The organism is Micromonospora sp. NPDC005252, from assembly GCF_042872475.1.
Classification (GTDB): Bacteria; Actinomycetota; Actinomycetes; order Mycobacteriales; family Micromonosporaceae; genus Micromonospora.
Genome location: NZ_JBIAKN010000002.1, coordinates 681703 through 696782 on the forward strand (window position 1 = coordinate 681703; position 15080 = coordinate 696782).

The following is a 15080-nucleotide window of genomic DNA, read 5'->3' on the forward strand; positions in this document are numbered from 1 at the left end:
CCCGGGTGGCGACGGAGGGTGGATTTCGTGGGAGCAGGTCATGACCACCACCACGGGTCGGTCACCAACGCCGCCCACCAGCACCGGGGCCGACTCTGGGCCGCGTTCGGGCTGCTCGCGACCCTGATGGTGGTCGAGGGTGTGGCCGCCTTCCACACCGGCTCGCTCGCCCTGCTCTCCGACGCCGGGCACATGTTCACCGACGTGCTGGGCATCGGGATGGCGCTCGCCGCGATCACCGCCACCCGGCGGGCCACCGGCGACCCGCAGCGCACCTTCGGGCTCTACCGCCTCGAGGTGCTCGCCGCCCTGGCCAACGCCGTCCTGCTCTCCGGCGTGGCGGTCTACGTGGTGATCGAGGCGATCGGCCGGTTCGGCGACCCGCATGAGGTGCTGACCGGCCCGATGCTCGCGGTGGCCGTCCTCGGCCTGCTCGCGAACGTGATCGCGTTCGCGCTGCTGCGCGCCGGCGCCCGGGAGAGCATCAACCTCCAGGGCGCCTACCTGGAGGTGCTCGGCGACCTGCTCGGCTCGCTCGGCGTGATCGGCGCGGCGCTGCTCATCGCGGTCACCGAGTGGTGGTGGGCCGACCCGTTGGTCGCGGTCGCCATCGGCGTGTTCATCCTGCCGCGCACCTGGCGGCTGGGGCGCGCGGCCGTCCGCATCCTGGTGCAGGCCGCCCCGGAACACCTCCAGGTCACCGCCGTGCACGACCGACTGGCCGCGGTGCCCGGCGTGGTGGAGGTACACGACCTGCACGTCTGGACGCTCACCTCGGGCATGGAGGTGGCCTCCGCACACCTGATCATGGCGCCCGGCGGGGAGGTCGGCACGGTGCTCACCGCGGCGCGTACCGCCCTGCGGGAGGACTTCCGCATCGAGCACGCCACGCTGCAGATCGAGCCCGGGTCCGCCACGGGCGCCTGCGGTTCGATCGAGTGGTGAGCACCTATCTGACGAAAAGACCGTTTTGCGGTCATCTTCGGTGGCGGCGTAGACACCTTCCGTCACATCGACTGCACACGTCCCACCTGCCCCGGTAGGCTCGTCCCCGGCCACCACCCGGCGGCGCCCTCCCGGCGCCGGTGGCGGCCGCCGCCTAATCACCCGAGAGGGCGAACCGGGGAACCACGTTCCTGGGGTGCATCCGCGTCAGCGGTAGGGATCTTCCGTCCCGAACCCGTCAGCTAACCCGGTCGGCGGCTGACGGAAGGACATGCGTAGTGGCACCAGCACGACCACCCGCCGCCCGACTCGCGGCACTGATCGTCATGATGGTCACCCTCGGCGTCGCCCTACCGGTGGGCGCCGCCACCGCCGCTCCCCCCGGCGGCCTGCGGGCCGCCGCGGCGCCCGACGGCGACGAGGAGGGCGGCACCCCCGCGCTGCGGGCCCAACTGGAGGCCGCCAGCAAGGGCTACCTGGACGCGAAGCGCGCCCTGGACACCTCCGTCCAGCGCCAGCAGCAACTCGCGGCCAAGCTGAAGACCACCGAGGCCGAGATGACCGTGCGCAACGGCAAGGTCGGCGAGATCGCCGGCGTGGCGTACCGCACCGGCCGGCTCAGCACCGTCTCGGCGTTGCTCAACACCAACACCCCCGAGGGCTTCATGGACCGTGCGGCCGCGCTGGACGTGGTGGCCGCCAACGAGGACCGGGTGCTGCGCGACCTGCACGCCACCCGGGACGAGGCCAACCGCACCCGCACCGCCCTGGACGGCGAGATCCGCGAGCAGCGCAAGCAGGTCGAGGTGATGGCCAAGCGCAAGGAACAGGCCGAACGGGCCCTGGCGGTCGCCACCAGCAAGCCGCGCACCACCGCTGCCGACACCAGTTCCAACCGGGGCACCTCCACCGCCAACGCCCAGCCCGCGCCGCGCAACTCCGACGGCTCCTGGCCGTCCGAGTCGTGCAGCGTCAACGACCCCACCCCGGCCAGCGGCTGCATCACCCCCCGCACCCTGCACGCCCTCAACCAGGCGAAGGCCGCCGGCTTCACCCGGTACGTCTCCTGTCACCGCTCGGGCGGCTCCGGCGAACACCCGAAGGGCCGGGCCTGCGACTTCGCCGCCCAGAAGGGCGGCTTCGGCGGGGACGCCACCGGCGGCGACAAGACGTACGGCAACAACCTGGCCGCGTACTTCATCCGCAACTCCGACCGGCTCGCCGTGCTCTACGTGATCTGGTACAGGCAGATCTGGCTGCCCAGCAGCGGGTGGAAGTCGTACAGCGGGGGGAACGGCGACCCCTCCAGCGAACACACCAACCACGTACACCTGTCGGTGTACTGACCCCACCGGTGGCCGGCGCACCGTCGAGCGGGTGCGCCGGCCCCGGGTACGTCAGCGGACGTACCCCGGACGCCGCCGGTGATCGGACGACCCGGCCGGGCCGGGCCGGCAGCATGTCGGGTATGCCGCGAATCCCACCCGCCACCCGCAAGGCGCTGCTCACCCTGCACCTCATCACCTCGCTCGGTTGGCTCGGGGCCGACCTGGTGCTGCTCACCCTCGGCATCGCGGCACAGCGCGGCGCCGACCCGGCCGTGGTCTATCCGGTCGCCGGGCTCGTCGGCACGGTGCTGTTCGCGCCGCTGAGCGTGCTCGTCTGGCTCGTCGGCGTCGCCAGCGCGCTGCTCACCCCCTGGGGCCTGGTGCGCCACCGGTGGGTGCTGGTCAAGCTCGTGATCACCACGGTGATGGTCGGGCTGGTGCTGTTCCTGCTCACCCCGAACCTGCGGCACGCGAGCGCGCTGGGCGCCGCCCTCCCCGCCCGGGATCGCGCCGACCTGGTGATCGCGCCCGCGGTGTCGACCAGCCTCATGATCATCGCGACCGTGCTCTCCACGTACAAGCCCTGGGGCCGCCGACCCGCCCGACCCACCGGCGCACGCCATACCTCCGCCGCCGCGAGCCCGGCACGCAACGCGCCACAAGATCGCGCAACAACACGGAAGTCAACAGTGTTGCGTTAGGGCTCCGGCCGGCCAACCCGTGCTGGATGGCCCGGCGATCATGGAGTTGTGGTGCCTGCCTTGGCGTTGTATGGGCGTTTTGTGGCCCACCACAACTCCATGATCGGCGAGGCACGATCATGACTCGGGGCGGTCGAGGGCCGCACCGAGGCGGGTGGCCAGGGCGAGGTGGGCGGCGCGGGCCTGTTGAAAGGCGTACCGGAACAGGGGCGTCGGCGCGCGCAGGGTGATGTCGACGTCGATCCGGACCAGGCCGTCCGGCTCGGCGCGCAACCGGGTGTGGTTGCGGACGGTGGTGGCCGGCCACTGGCGGGCCACCGTGACGATCTCGTCAGGTTCGCTGATCAGCACGTCCGCCTGGTAGGTGGTGCGGAAGCGCAACGGCCCCACCGCCAGCCTGTCGTTGATCGTGTAGCTGGCTCGGGCGCCCGGACGGGGCGGCACCCGGCGGACCCGGACGATCAGGGGGTGCAGTTCGCCCTGGCGGGTCAGGTCGCTCAACAACGCCGCCGCCTCGGCGAGTGAGCAGCGGGCCTGGACGGTGTAGCTGAAGCTGTCGCTGCTGAGCACACAGTCTCCCGAGGTCGCTGGTCGCACGATCGTCCCGTACGCGGCTCAGGCTGGCAACGCCCGGACGGACACCGTCCGTTGTCCCGGTATTCGCGCAGCATTCCCATTACGGTCGGCTGATGGGAAATCACCGGTTGTGACGGAGGGTGGACACATGTTCGGTGACGACCGGTGAGCGGGCACGTGATGGTCTTCGCGCCCACCCCGCAACTGACGGTGACCGTGGATCAGCCGAACGACCAGCCCGAACTGCACCTGCACCCCGGCGGCCAGGGCGTCTGGCAGGCCCGCATGGTGCTGTCGCTCGGGGTCGACGTGGTGCTCTGCGCCGCGCTCGGTGGCGAGGTCGGTCAGGTGCTGGAGCCGCTGCTGGTCAGCGAGGGGGTGGACCTGAAGGTGGTGATGCGCGACTCCGGCAGCGGCGGGTACGTGCACGACCGGCGGGGCGGGTCCCGACAGGAGGTCGTGGACGTGCCCGGGGACCGACTGAGCCGCCACGAGCTGGACGAGTTGTACAACCTGGCGCTCGGCGAGGGACTTCGCGCCGACGTGAGCGTCCTCAGTGGCCCGAATGCGCCGTGGCTCGTCCCGGCCGACCTGTACCGCCGCTTCGCCGCCGACCTCGGCGCCAACGGCAGCCGGGTGGTGGCTGATCTGTCCGGTGACCACCTGGGCGCCGTACTGGACGGCGGTGTGTTCTTCCTGAAGGTGAGTCACGAGGAGCTAATCCGGGACGGTCGCGCCCGCAGTGGGGACGGCGCCGAGCTGACCCGGGCGATGTACGACCTGCACGCCGCCGGCGCCGAGACGGTGGTGGTGAGCCGAGCCGACCAGCCGGCGCTGGCGCTCATCGACGGGGAGCTCTTCGAGGTGGAGATGCCCCGGCTGGAGGCCGCCGATCCGCGCGGCGCGGGCGACTCGATGACCGCCGGCGTGGCGGCCGTGATCGCCCGTGGTGGCGACATCCGGACGGCCATCCGTACCGGCGCCGCGGCCGGCGCACTGAACGTGACCCGGCACGGGCTGGGCACCGGACGGTTGGACTCGATCACCGGGCTGGTGGAGCGGGTCCGGCTCGTCCCGGCGGACAGTCGGCAACAGGAGCGGACCACCCCCGACGAGTTGGCCGACCGGGCGGTCGAGCGATGACGCTGCGGGTGCTCGTGACCAACGACGACGGGATCGCCGCGCCGGGCATCCAGGCGTTGGCCGTGGCCGCCGCCCAGCGGGGCCTGGACGTGGTGGTCGCCGCGCCGATGGAGGAGGCCAGCGGCACCAGCGCCGCGATGAGCGCGGTGGAACGGGACGGGCGGGTGGTGGTGCACGACCACCCGCTGCCCGACCTGGCGGGCGTGCCGGCGTACGGGGTCGCCGGCTCGCCCGGTTTCATCACGCTGATCGCGCTGCACGGCGCGTTCGGCCCGCCGCCGTCGGTGGTGCTGTCGGGGATCAACCGGGGTGCCAACGCCGGCCGCGCCGTGCTGCACTCCGGCACGGTGGGCGCCGCCTTCACCGCCGCCTCGAACGGGTGCCGGGCCATGGCCGTCTCACTGGACGTGCTCTCCGCGGGCGAGGCGACGGCCGGCAGCGGCGGGGCCGCGGTGGACGCCGCAGCCCGCGTACGCGACGCCGAACGGCACTGGGTCACCGCCGCGCGGGTCGCCCTGGACCTGCTCCCCCGGCTGACCGCCGCGCCGCCGGAGAGCGTGCTCAACGTCAACGCCCCCGACCTGCCGCACGGACGGCTGCGCGGGGTACGTCGCGGCTCCCTGGCCAGCTTCGGTCAGGTGCAGATGACGGTGGCCGAGTCGGGGCACGGCTTCGTGCGTACCGCGCTGGAGGAGCCCGGCCAGGCCGCGCAGCCCGGCACGGACCTGGCTTTGCTGGCCGCCGGGTACGCGTCGGTGACGGCCATCCGAGCGGTCACCGAGGTGACCGACGTGGACCTGACCGGTCTGGACGAGCAGCCTTGACGGAGGGCGCTCAAGCGCCCGGAAGCACCTCGGGGGTGGCGGCCCCGGCGAAGTAGGGCTCCGGTGCGCCGAAGAGACCGAGCAGACCGGTCACCCAGAGCTGACGGTGCACGAACCGGCTCGGCTCGGTGACCACCAGCTTGACGCCGCTGACCTCGGCGGTCTGGAAGCCGGCGACCATGGCGCTGATGCCGACCGAGTCGATGAAGGTGACCAGCCTCATGTTCAGCTCGATGCGGACCGGACGGCTCTTGGCCAGCACCTCCGCAATCGCCTCACGCACCTCGTACGCTGTGTCGACGTCGATCTCGCCCCGGGGGGCGATCTCCACGACACCACCGGACAGGACCGACTTCACGATCGACAGGCTCACGCGAGCACCTCCACCCGCCCGTCCCCCGGGCGTCTCATCAGTACGCGGGCCGCGACCGAGAGTATTCCTCCGACGGCCTCGGTCGCCACCCCTCGGGATGAGCAATTCACGGATCCGGGCGAACAAAGTCGCCCATATCCCCACTTTTCGGTATCTGATCAACCAATACTTTTCGTTATCTGACCACTCCACGATCGGTCGGAACCGACGCGTCGCCGGACCAGGGTAACGGGCGTGACCCGACACGCCCGACAACCAACCCATCCCGTACGCCGGCCGCGCCTGGGACCGGCGTGTCGCGCCACGATCGCCCGAACGCGTCCGGTCCGATCCGGTCGGGCGGTTGCCGACGCCACCTAGCATCAGCCCCGGGACACCCACCGCGGCGGAGAGGACCTTCGATGATCAAGCGATTGGCCGGGCTGGCCGGAGTCGGCGTACTGCTCGCCCTCGTACTGGCCTGCGGTTTCGGCGGCGGGGACGACGATGACGACGACGATGACGACGACTTCGCCCGCGGTGCGGCCGTGGTGGCGGTGCGCTGAGGGGGCGGGTGAGCCGCGGCCGACCGGGTTTGCGGCCGACCGGCCCGGGGCACTGCGGAATCAGCGAAACCCTGCCGCGCTGGACAGACGCCGAAGTCCGAAGTGGCCGGCGGCTTCGGCACCCGAGGAGGTAACCACGATGTTCGGAACCAACCTGCTGGACCGGCGCAGCAAGCCGGAGCGGATCGCGGACCAGGCGTGGGAGCACCTGCTCTCCGCCGTCAGCTCCGCAGGCGACAGTGTCCGGGACACCGCCCGTTCGGCCCGTCGCAGCAGCGGCGATCTCGCCGACGGGGCGGGTGACCTGGTCGGCTCCGCGGCGGAGGAGGCCCGGCGTCGGGCCTCGCGCGCCTTTGACGCGCTCGCCGGGCGCCAGCCGGCGCTGCCGTGGACGCTCCTGATCGGGGCCGCGCTGGTCGGCGCGGCGGTCGGCTGGGCCGTCGGCTCCGCTGCCCGTGCCGCCGGCAGCCGGGACGACCGCGCGGTGGACGACGTCGAGTTCGTCGACGTCGACCGCCCCAACTCCCCCGTCGGCCTGGACGACTAGCCCCGAGCGGGCCCCGCCGACCTTCTGGTCGACGGGGCCCGTTCGCATTTCTCGGTGGGTGGCTCGACGATCGGGATGGGGCCGGTCCGCCGGGGTGCCGGACCCCTCAGGCAGCCCCGGCGGACCGGTGTTCTCGGGTGGCCCGGACGACGCCGGGCCACCGGGTCAGCGACTCGTGCAGCTCACGGTGGCCGGCGGCGCGTTGCTGCCGGTCCAGGAAGCGAGGAAGCCGATCGTGGTGCTGGCACCGGCGCCGAGCGCGCCGTTCCAGCCGCTGTCCACGACCGAGACGACCGCCCCGGTCTGGGTGTGGGTGCCGCCCCAGAGCTGACTGATCCGCTGGCCGTTGGGGAAGGTCCAGCCCAGCGTCCAACCGGCGATGGGCCGGGTGCCCGGGTTGCTGACCACCACTTCGGCCTGGAAGCCGCCCGACCAGGAGCCGGTCACCCGGTAGGTCGCCGCACACCCACCAGCCGGGGGCGGCGTCGTCGGGGGCGGCGTGGTCGGAGGCGGCGTGGTCGGAGGCGGTGTCGTCGGGGGTGGCGTCGTCGGGGGCGGCGTCGTCGGGGGCGGCGTGGTGGGAGGAGGCGTGGTCGGTGTGCCGCCGGTGCGGTCGGCGACCAGGATGCCGCGACCGTTGGTGCCGAGGTAGACGCGTCCGTAGACACGCGGGTCGCCGGTCAGCGCCTCGGTCGGGTTGCCGTACTGGTGGCGGTCGTCGTTGACGCGTACCCAGGTCGTTCCGCCGTCGTCGGAGCGGTGTACGCCGGGCTGACCGTTCACCGTGCCGTAGAGGAAGACGGCGGGGTTGGTCCGGCCGGGCGCCGCCTTGCCGAAGCCGACGTTGCCGGAGGCGCTGACGCCGCCCAGTTTGGTGAAGCTGGCACCGGAGTCGGTGGAGCGCCACAGCCCGCCCGGCCCGGCCAGCCACAGCTCACCCGACTGACCGGGCAGCGCCTTGAACCGGACGTCGGAGGTGGGCAGGCCGGTCGCCGCCGTGGCGGTGAAGGTCGCGCCGCCGTTGGTGCTCAGGTAGACCCGCCCGGCGCTGAAGCCGTAGAACCGGTTGGGGTCGACCCGGTCGGACTCGATGATCGCGTTGGCCGGGATGCCGGCGGACTGCGCCCACGAGTTGCCGAAGCCTACTGAGTAGACGACGCGTTGGCCGGCGTCGCCGGGCGCCCAGACGAACCGGCTGCCGTCGGCTGCGGCGGCGACCGTGCCGCCGGTGTTGACCCCGGACGGCTCGGTGCCCTGGAACCAGTTCGTGCCGCCGTCGGTGGAGAAGGCGACGTGGCTGTCGTTGGGCCGGTCGGCGTCGGTGAAGTTGCCCGCCCGCACCAGCACGGCGGGCTTGCTCTCGGCGTAGTCCAGGCTGGTGGTGCTCGTGAAGATCGGCTGGGTGAAGAGCATCGACGGAATGGTGTCGAGGTCGGTGTGTCGGAAGCCGCCGACGTCGCCGAGCGCGCTGATCAGTGGTGCCCCGCTGGGCGGGCTGACCAGGTCGAGGACGGCGGTCTCCTCCAGGCCACGGACCATCGGCCGGAGGGTGAGCTGACCGCCGGTGTCCCACTTGGTGAGGTCGGTGGTGCCGTAGATGGTGGCGCCGGTGCCGTACATCATCCGGTTGGAGTCGTGCGGGTCGATCTCGACCGACTCGTTCATCCAGCCGAGCTTGGGCGCGGACTCCGGAGGCGCCGGGTTGACGCCGAACGTCAGCCAGGGCACCGCGCTGATGTCCATGGTGTAGCGGCGGGACCGCTCGGGATAGCTGGTGAAGTCCCAGATCCGGGTCCAGGTCGCTCCGCCGTCCGTGCTGCGGAAGAAGATCGCGTCCGGCCACCAGGAGACCTGGGTGGCCACCATCAGCGTGTTCGGGTGCTGCCGGTCGATGGTCAGACCGCTGTAGCCGAAGTAGTCGTCGGCGCTGCTGGAGGGCACCGGGCTGATCCGCGTCCAGGCCCCGGTCGAGCGGGTGAACTTCCAGACGTCGCCCTTGCCGCCGTCGTACGGGCCGCCGGTGTCGCTGGTGGCGATGTAGAGGTGACCGCCGACCGGGTCGACGACACCCTTGTGCGCCAGGTAGCCGGTGGGCTGCCCGGGGATGCGCGTCCAGGTGACACCGCCGTCGGTGCTGCGGTAGACCGGATTCTCCTTGTCCGCCACGCCGACGTAGATCGTCTGGGTGGTGGAGCCGGCGGTGCCGGTGCTCTTGTCGAAGCTGACCCAGGTGAGGCCCTGGTTCTGCCCGTTGTAGCCGTTCGGGTCACTGGGGTCGGCCCGGTAGTTGCCGGCGTTGGGGAAGGCGGTGACCCGGGCCCAGGTCGCCCCGTAGTCGGTGCTGCGCCACAGCCCGTTGCCGCCCTCGGCGCCGTAGTAGACGATGTTGTTCCGGTTGGGGTCGACGGCCAGCCGCTCACCCATGCCCCGGCCCGGCATGTTGCCACCGTTCTTGAACGGCAACTCGGTGACCTGCCAGGTGGCGCCCTTGTCGGACGAGCGCAGGATCGCGCCGTTGTTCGGGTCCCAGCCGTTGGTGTACATGCCGACCGCCGCGTACACCCGGTTGGTCTGCACCGGGTCGGTGGCGATGCTGACCACGCCGTTGTAGCCCCAGCGGTCCGCGCCGACCCAGTCGAGCAGCGGCGTCCACGACTGGCTGGACTGCTCCCAGCGGTAGGCCCCGCCGATGTCCGTCCGCGCGTAGATCAGGTTTTTCTCGGTGGGGTTGAAGACGATGCCGGGCACGAAGCCGCCGCCGCCGACCGGCACGTTGCGCCAGGTGTACGCCTCGGCGGCGGCCGGGGCCGGCGCCGAGCCAGCGGCGGTGATGGGGACCGCCACGACGGCCGTTGCGACGGCCAACGCCGACACGAGAGCGCCGGCCAGTGATCTGGGCATCTGTGGTTCCTCTCGGGGGTGTAGACCCGGGAGACGGGATCGACCAGGGTGGCGTCGCGGCCCGGGGGACGGGCGACGACGCGGGAAGGATCGACCGAAGGTGGTGCGCCGTGGCCCGGGGGACGGACGACGACGCGGGGGACGGATCGGAGCTTGCCCTGGCTCCAACCACCCGACGCGAGGCTCCCGCGATCGAGGAACGCACTCACCCTAACCGATTCAACGCCGCTATGGAAGCGCTCCCACCATCGACGGCGGGACCGGTCGACGCGCGGCGCGGGCAGGTCCGGTGGGTCCGTCGTCCGGATCGGGTGAGGTCCGCTCACCCCGGTGGCCGACACCATCGGAGCCGGCGGGCCAGCCGGCCACTCGCGTCAACCGGTCCGCCAGCCAGCGCACGCAGCGAGGGAGGGCCGATGGCCATCGCGACGATCACGCGCACCGACCAGGACATCCAGTCCGCCGTACTCGACGAGTTGACCTGGGAACCCCGGGTGCAGCCGCACGAGATCGGCGTGACCGTCGCCGAGGGCGTCGTCACGTTGACCGGGCGGGTGGACAGCTACGCGAAGAAGTGGGCCGCAGAACGGGCCGCGCACCGGGTCGTCGGAGTCCGCGCGGTCGCCAACGATCTGACCGTGCAGCTGCCCGGCAGCCACGAGCGCGCCGACCCGGACGTGGCCGCCGCGGCGGGCCACGCCCTGGAGTGGGACGCGTTCGTGCCCATCGAGAAGCTCCAGGTCACCGTCTCGGCCGGCTGGGTGACGCTGCACGGCGAGGTCGAGTGGGAGTACCAGCGCCGGGCCGCCGAACGGGCGGTCTCCCGGCTGACCGGCGTGCGGGGCGTCAGCAACGGCGTCACCGTGCGGCCGAGCGCGCCGCCGGACAGCGCGAACGTGGCCGACCGGATCGTGGACGCGCTGGCCCGGGCCGGCGCCACCGAGGCCGAACGGATCACCGTCCGGGTGCACGGCGACACGGCGGTGCTCGCCGGACTGGTGAACTCCATCCCCGAACGCGCCGAGGTGGAGCAGGTGGCCTGGTCCGCACCGGGCATCCGGGAGGTCCAGAACCACATCGCGGTCGCACCGGTCCTGCGCTGAGCGCGCAACCACCCGGGGCGGGTGAGCCGGCCTCACCCGCCCCGGATGCAGGCTGGGCGCATGAGTGATCCGAACGGGCTGATCCAACCCGGGCGCCCCGCGCCCGGCTTCACCCTGGCGAGCACTCCGGACGGGCGCCAGATCGGCCCCGAGCAGTTCCGGGGTCGCCCGGTCGTGCTCGTCTTCTACCCCGCCGACTGGAGCCCGGTCTGTGGGGACCAGATGTCGCTCTACCAGGCGGCGGCACCGGTGTTCGACCAGTACCAGGCGATGGTGCTCGGCATCTCGGTGGACAGCATCTGGTCGCACCGCGCGTTCGCCGAGAGCCGGGGCATCACCTTCCCGCTGCTGTCCGACTTCGAGCCCAAGGGCGAGGTGGCCCGCCAGTACGGCGCGTACACCCCGCAGGGCGAGGCGGCCCGCGCGCTGGTGGTGCTCGACCAGGCCGGGATGGTGGCGTGGAGCTACCTGTCGGCACCCGACGTCAACCCGGGCGCGGACGGGATCTTCGACGCGCTGGACAACCTCGCCCGCGATCGGAAGGTGATGGCCCGATGACCACCCCACTTCAGGTCACCGCCCGGCTCCGGGAGCCGGTGACCATCGAGGACCACGCCCGCGGGCCGTCCAACGCCCCGGTGACCATGATCGAGTACGGCGACTTCCAGTGCCGGTTCTGCGGTGCCGCGTACGCCAACCTGCACGAGTTGCTGCGCCAGCGCGCCGACACGGTACGGCTGGTCTACCGGTACTTCCCGATCGCCAACGTCCACCCGTACGCCGAACGGGCCGCGGAGACGGCGGAGGCCGCCGCGGCGCGGGGCAAGTTCTGGGAGATGCACGACTGGCTGTACGAGCACCAGGACCAGCTGGACCCCGTGCACCTCTCGCTCGGCGTCGAGCAGCTCGGGCTGCCGCCGGACGAGCTGAACGGCGAGGTGGAGCGCGGAAAGTTCGCCGACCGGGTACGCCGGGACTTCGTCGGCGGGATCCGCAGCGGGGTCAACGGCACGCCGACGCTCTTCGTCAACGACGTCCGGCACGACGGCGGGTACGACCTGCCCGACCTGCTGGCCGCCGTGGACGCGGCGGCGAACGCCTGATCGGGGCGGCTGCCCGGCCGCTCAGATCAGCCGCAGCTCGCGCGCCCGCCGGACCGCCTCGCGCCGGCGGGTCGCGCCGAGCTTGCGGTAGATGTTGCGCACGTGGGTCTTCACCGTGTTGATCGACAACGACAGCTCGGCGGCGATCTCCACGTTGGACAGGATGCTCTGCAGGTAGCGCAGGATGGTCAGCTCCCGCTCGGTGAGCGGCTCGTCGAGCAGGCCACCCGGCTCGACCGCCGGCCGGGGCGCGCTCTCCTCGACGCCCCGGACCAGATCGCTGACAAGCGAGAAGTGCGCGGTGCCCGCATCCAGGTGGGCGGCCAGCAGGTCCCGCACCGACGGTTGGGCCCGGGTGAACGCCCGGCGGCAGCCCTGCGGGCCGGCCAGGTCCAGCACCTGCTCCAGGACGCGCCCGGCCCGGCGTACGTCCCCGGCCCGCTCGGCGAGCACCGCCTCCAGCAGGCCGGCGTCCAGGCGTACCGGAAGGGGCCAGGCGGCGGCCGGCGGCACCTGCCAGTCCGGCAGCGCCCGCCCGGCGGCGCCGAGGTCGCCGGCCCGCAGCTCCACCCGGGCCAGGGCCACGTCGAGCGCCGGGGTGGCCGCGTCGCCGGTCACACCGGCCAGCAGGTCGCGGGCGCTGTCCAGGTCACCCCGCTCGGCCCGGGTCTCGATTTCGGCCGCCCGGAGCAGGCCCGACAGTTCGGCAGCGGCCGGCTCGTCGGGCAGAGCCTCCCGGGCGCGGGCGAGCAGCCGCTGGGCGGCCGCCGGGTCGCCGGCGTCCCGGTCCAGCCCCGCACGACACCACGCGAGGACCGCCGCCGCCACCGGCTCCGCGCTCGACCCCGACCCGTCGGCGGGACCCGCCTCCGCGAGGCCGACCCCACCGCCCGGACCCGCCGAGCCCACCGCGCCAACCGAGCCCACCGCGCCAACCGCACCGGCCGGGCCGACCGCGAAGGCCGCGCCGGTTGCCGGGGCGGCGAGCGCGAGGTTCGCGGCAGCCTCCTCGGGTTGGTCGCGGTGCAGGGCCACCACTGCCAACGCCAGGTACGCGTAGCCGCAGTCGAGCCGGGAGGACCAGCCCCGGCAGGGCGACATGCCCAGCGCGTCGCGGGCCGCCGCCTCGGCCGCGCGCAGGTCACCGCGGACGGCGAGCAGGAGCGCGGAGCGGCTGGCGGCGACCAGCTCGGTGCGCGGCCGACCCGCCTCCCGGGCCGCCGCCCGGGCACGGACGAACCGCGCGTCGGGCAGCGCGCCGGCCGACAGCTCGACGAGACCCAGCGCGGTGCCCGTGAAGGCCCGCAGGTCGGCGTCGTCGGCGTCCGACGGGCGGGTCGACGTGGGCTCGGGCACCCGAGCCGCCTGGTCATCCGGCGACCCGGCTGCGCGGCGATCCGGCACCCCGGCGGGTGGGCCGTCGGTCGGGCGGGTGCGCAGCAGCCGGGCGGCGGCGGCACGCGCCTGCGGCAGGTCACCGGCGAGCCGGGCCAGGGTCAGCTCCAGCGCGGTGGTCAACCGCAGGAACCGGTCCCGCCGCGGCACGGGCAGCGCGCCGGCGTGCCCGGCGGCCGTGCGCAGATGGCCGGCGGCGGCGGGCAGGTCACCGGCGTAGGCGCGCTCGGCGGCACAGGCCAGAGCCACCTCCGGGTCGGCGTGCACCACCTCCGGCGGCGGGGACGGCGGGGACGGCGGCGGCCCGCTGACCGGGTCGCGGTCGTAGCGGGTCAGCTCCGGCCAGTGCGCGACGAACAGGTCGCCGGCCAGGCCCCACCGCCCGCCGGCGAGGGCGTGCCGCAGCCCGTCGGCCGGGCGGCCGGCGCCGGCGTACCAGTCGGCCGCTCGCGCGTGCAGCTCCCGCACCTCGTCAGCGGGCATCCGGGCCAGCTCGGCGCGGAGCAGGTCGGCGAGCAGCGGGTCGCAGCGGTACCAGGGCGGGCGGGTCTCCTCCCGGTGCAGCAGGCCGCCGGCCCCGGCCAGGTCGGCCAGCGCCTGCTCGGCGTCCACGCGGCCGGTCAACGCCTCGGCCAGATCGGCGCAGACGGTCTCGGCGAGGGCCGTACGGCGCAGCAGGTCCCGGTCGGCCGGGTCGATGGCGGCCAGCACCTCCTCGTGCAGATAGCCGGCGACCTCCGGTTGGTCGCCGCCGAACTGCCCCACCCAGCGCTCGGGGTCGGGCTGCCCCCGCAACGCCAGCGCGGCGATCCGCAGCGCGGCCGGCCAACCCCCGGTGCGCTCGCGCAGCCGGCGCACCGCCGCCGCCGGCAGTGGTGCGGCGTGCGCGGTCAGCAGGTCGGCCACCTCGTCGTCGGTGAAGGCCAACTCGTCCGGGCCGATCTCGGTGAGCTCGCCGGCGAGGCGCAGCCGGTGCAGGGCCAGCGGCAGCCCGGCCCGCGCACCGACCACCAGGCGCAGCCGCTGCTCGGAGTGCCGCAGCAGGAACTCCAGCCCGGTCAGCGCCGCCGGGTCGGTGATCCGGTGCAGGTCGTCCAGGACCAGCAGCACGGGCTGCTCCGCGGCGGCGAGCCCGGCCGCCAGCAGTTCCAGCTGGTCCGGGCGCGGCGGGCCGGTGGGCAGCGGCGTCACCAGGTCGTCGTCCGCCGCCCCGGTGGCCGTGCGCAGCGCCGCCGCCAGGTACGCCCAGAGCCGGTCGCCGTCGTCGCCGGCCTCCACCGAGACCCACGCCGGCCCGGACATCGACCCGGGCTCGGTCAGCCGGACCCAGGAGGCGAGCAGGGTGGTCTTGCCCCAGCCGGCGGGCGCGGCCACCAGGGTGACCGGCCCGGCGCTGCCCTCGTCGAGCCGGCGCAGCAGGCGGGGCCGGGCCACCACCGGCTCGGGCGGCACGGTCGGGGTCAGCCGCGACGCCAGCAGCGCCGGCTGCTCCCCCCGACGTCGCGGTGCCGTGCCGACTCGCGCGTGATCCTGCTGTTCCGGCACCCGGCCCCACCCCCACGACGCGTTCCACCCCCGGTCGGCGAGCGGTTACCC

Annotated in this window: 14 protein-coding genes and 1 riboswitch; of the genes, 10 read left to right on the forward strand and 4 right to left on the reverse strand. The window is 73.5% G+C overall.

From position 1 onward, the window contains the following. Positions 1-27 precede the first annotated feature (27 nt). The 3 genes from ACFYPH_RS08935 to ACFYPH_RS08945 all read left to right on the forward strand — a co-directional run bounded on the left by ACFYPH_RS08935 (position 28) and on the right by ACFYPH_RS08945 (position 2974). The gene (locus ACFYPH_RS08935) at positions 28-945 is read left to right on the forward strand and encodes a cation diffusion facilitator family transporter (RefSeq protein ID WP_355135131.1); all 918 of its coding nucleotides are present in this window, start codon (positions 28-30) and stop codon (positions 943-945) included. 141 nt (positions 946-1086) lie between these two features. Further along, positions 1087-1218: riboswitch (cyclic di-AMP (ydaO/yuaA leader) on the forward strand. Positions 1219-1223: 5 nt separating this feature from the next. Continuing rightward, positions 1224-2291, forward strand: a complete 1068-nt coding sequence (locus ACFYPH_RS08940) for a coiled-coil domain-containing protein (protein ID WP_387180309.1) — start codon at positions 1224-1226, stop codon at positions 2289-2291. Between the two features lie 122 nt (positions 2292-2413). Continuing rightward, complete coding sequence (locus ACFYPH_RS08945; RefSeq protein WP_387180312.1) at positions 2414-2974, forward strand: hypothetical protein; 561 nt, start codon at positions 2414-2416, stop codon at positions 2972-2974. Positions 2975-3091: 117 nt separating this feature from the next. On the opposite strand, the gene ACFYPH_RS08950 is transcribed toward ACFYPH_RS08945, so the two are convergent. Then, a complete protein-coding gene (locus ACFYPH_RS08950; protein ID WP_387180315.1) occupies positions 3092-3544 on the reverse strand; it encodes an SRPBCC family protein in 453 nt (150 codons plus the stop codon). A gap of 171 nt (positions 3545-3715) precedes the next feature. Here ACFYPH_RS08950 and ACFYPH_RS08955 point away from each other — a divergent pair, with 171 nt between their 5' ends. Further along, on the forward strand, positions 3716-4693 hold the full coding sequence (locus ACFYPH_RS08955; RefSeq protein WP_354859439.1) for a PfkB family carbohydrate kinase: 978 nt from the start codon (positions 3716-3718) through the stop codon (positions 4691-4693). Next, positions 4690-5517: a 5'/3'-nucleotidase SurE gene (gene surE / locus ACFYPH_RS08960; RefSeq protein WP_354859437.1), complete on the forward strand. Its 828-nt coding sequence runs from the start codon at positions 4690-4692 to the stop codon at positions 5515-5517. Before ACFYPH_RS08955 ends, surE begins: the two co-directional genes overlap by 4 nt. Before the next feature lie 10 nt (positions 5518-5527). Here surE and ACFYPH_RS08965 read toward each other — a convergent pair whose 3' ends face one another. After that, positions 5528-5890 (reverse strand): STAS domain-containing protein, encoded by a 363-nt coding sequence (locus tag ACFYPH_RS08965; protein ID WP_354859435.1) that lies wholly within the window; start codon positions 5888-5890, stop codon positions 5528-5530. Positions 5891-6291: 401 nt separating this feature from the next. Here ACFYPH_RS08965 and ACFYPH_RS08970 point away from each other — a divergent pair, with 401 nt between their 5' ends. After that, positions 6292-6435, forward strand: a complete 144-nt coding sequence (locus ACFYPH_RS08970; protein ID WP_354859433.1) for a hypothetical protein — start codon at positions 6292-6294, stop codon at positions 6433-6435. A gap of 139 nt (positions 6436-6574) precedes the next feature. Next, positions 6575-6982 (forward strand): hypothetical protein, encoded by a 408-nt coding sequence (locus ACFYPH_RS08975; RefSeq protein WP_234589221.1) that lies wholly within the window; start codon positions 6575-6577, stop codon positions 6980-6982. Positions 6983-7147: 165 nt separating this feature from the next. Here the strand turns inward: ACFYPH_RS08975 and ACFYPH_RS08980 are convergent, their stop codons facing one another. Beyond that, positions 7148-9883 carry a cellulose binding domain-containing protein gene (locus ACFYPH_RS08980; protein WP_387180320.1) on the reverse strand — a complete coding sequence of 912 codons (2736 nt, stop codon included), beginning with the start codon at positions 9881-9883 and terminating at the stop codon, positions 7148-7150. Between the two features lie 416 nt (positions 9884-10299). Between ACFYPH_RS08980 and ACFYPH_RS08985 the strand changes: the two genes are divergently transcribed. Genes ACFYPH_RS08985 through ACFYPH_RS08995 form a run of 3 tightly spaced genes read left to right on the forward strand, consistent with a single transcriptional unit; the run spans position 10300 to position 12089 of the window. Continuing rightward, entirely contained in the window at positions 10300-10986 is a 687-nt protein-coding gene (locus ACFYPH_RS08985) for a BON domain-containing protein (RefSeq protein WP_387180323.1), read from the forward strand. 60 nt (positions 10987-11046) lie between these two features. Continuing rightward, entirely contained in the window at positions 11047-11544 is a 498-nt protein-coding gene (locus ACFYPH_RS08990; protein ID WP_387180325.1) for a redoxin domain-containing protein, read from the forward strand. Further along, entirely contained in the window at positions 11541-12089 is a 549-nt protein-coding gene (locus ACFYPH_RS08995; RefSeq protein ID WP_387180328.1) for a DsbA family protein, read from the forward strand. Before ACFYPH_RS08990 ends, ACFYPH_RS08995 begins: the two co-directional genes overlap by 4 nt. Before the next feature lie 21 nt (positions 12090-12110). On the opposite strand, the gene ACFYPH_RS09000 is transcribed toward ACFYPH_RS08995, so the two are convergent. Further along, entirely contained in the window at positions 12111-15029 is a 2919-nt protein-coding gene (locus ACFYPH_RS09000; protein WP_387180331.1) for a LuxR C-terminal-related transcriptional regulator, read from the reverse strand. Positions 15030-15080: the final 51 nt, after the last annotated feature.